At 63.4% G+C, this 1,540-nt stretch carries 2 protein-coding genes; both read right to left on the bottom strand.

The genetic code is table 11. The annotated features are described in order from the left end of the window. A partial coding sequence (gene flgK / locus EOA29_RS36035; RefSeq protein WP_127222367.1) for a flagellar hook-associated protein FlgK occupies positions 1 to 803 on the bottom strand: 803 nt, incomplete at its 3' end. 31 nt (positions 804 to 834) lie between these two features. Beyond that, positions 835 to 1,540: flagellar hook-basal body complex protein (locus EOA29_RS36030; protein WP_127222366.1), on the bottom strand; the 706-nt coding region annotated here is incomplete at its 5' end.

Here is a 1,540-nt window from a genome sequence, read left to right as displayed (position 1 = left end):
GTGGCGTTGTCGCCAGCGCCCGCCGAAAGCGGCACATTGTCGATGTAGATCGTATTGCCGGGGGTGCCGGCCGTGTAACCTGCCGAGGGCGTGAAGGTCACCGACCGCGGCACCGTCTCGAACAGCGTCGTGCCATCAGTGGTGGTGATGACCATGTCGTTGTCGCCGCGCGTGAAGGTCGAGACCGGGACATATTCCGCGATCTTCTTCAGAAGCGCATCGCGCTGGTCGAGCGCATCGGACACGTCCGTGCCGGAACGGGTGCCCGAGATGACGGCCTTGTTGGCGTCCTGGAACTGGCTGAGCAGCGAGTTGAGGTCGTCGACGGCGGTCGCGATCTGGCCGTCGGTCTGGGTGCGGAAGTCCTGGATCGCCTTGGTGCCGCCGTTCAGCGAGTTCACCACCTGCTTGGCCGCGTCGATGACGGCGGTGCCAAGGTTCTGGTTCGAAGGCGTCGTGGCATAGAGCTGCAACTGTTGCTGCAGGTTGGCGATCGCGGTCGACGGGGACGACGCATTGTCGACCCCGTTGACCGAGAGGTCGAGCTGATCCATGCCGCTATAGAGCGCGCTCTGGCCGCTCCATGCCGACAGCGCGGAAAGGTTCTGGCGGAACAGAAGGTCGTTGGCGGCGCGCTGTATCTCCACCGATCGCGCGCCGGGCGCCGTGCTGGTGACGACGGCGACGCGACGGGCATAGTCCGGGTTGGACGCGTCGGCCACATTGCGCGACACGACGCTGGTTTGCTTGGATGTGGCCAGGAGCGCCGACTGGGCGATGCTTAATGCGGTGGAAAGCGACATGCGGGTCTTTCACGGGCTGGCGCCCGATGGGTTATCTCTTGAGGTTGACGAGGACGTCCATGAGGTCGGAACCGGTCTGGAAGACTTTCGAATTGGCGGTGTAACTGCGCTGCGCCGCGATCATGTTGGTCAGTTCCTCGGCGATATCGACGTTGGAGTTTTCGAGCGCGCCCGAGACGACCGAGCCAAGCTTTCCTTCATTGGCAAAGCCGATGCGGACGGCGCCTGAATCCGCGCTCTGCACGTAGACGTTGCCCGGCATCGCGGTGAGGTTGTCGGGGCTCTGAACGTCGGCCAGCGGTATCTTGTAGAGCGGCTTGGTGGTGCCGTCCTGATACTGCGCGTAGATGACGCCGTCCTGGCTGATCTGGATCTTCTCGATCGTGCTCGGAGGATTGCCGTTGACCTTGGCGTCGGAGACCGTGAAGCCGGTTCCAAGCTGCGTCATCTTGGAGAGATCGAGGTTGAGGGTCGAGCCGTTCGGCACCGTGAAGGAGATGCCCGTGGTCGCGCCGGTGAGCTTGCCGGTGGTGGTATCGAAGGTGAGGTTGGCCGAGCCCAGCGCGCCGCCCGTATAGGGGAAGGACGTGCCGGGAGTAGCCTTCGACTGGTCGAAGACCGAGACCGACCAGGTGCCGGTGCCCGTCTTGGTGAAATAGACGTCGAGCAGCACCTTGTTGCCGAGATTGTCGTAAGCGACCAGCGAGGATTTCGATGTGTATTCGGCGGTCGCGCTG

Source organism: Mesorhizobium sp. M1E.F.Ca.ET.063.01.1.1 (assembly GCF_003998155.1).
Classification (GTDB): domain Bacteria; phylum Pseudomonadota; class Alphaproteobacteria; order Rhizobiales; family Rhizobiaceae; genus Mesorhizobium.
This window is presented reverse-complemented; position numbering and strand designations above follow the sequence as displayed.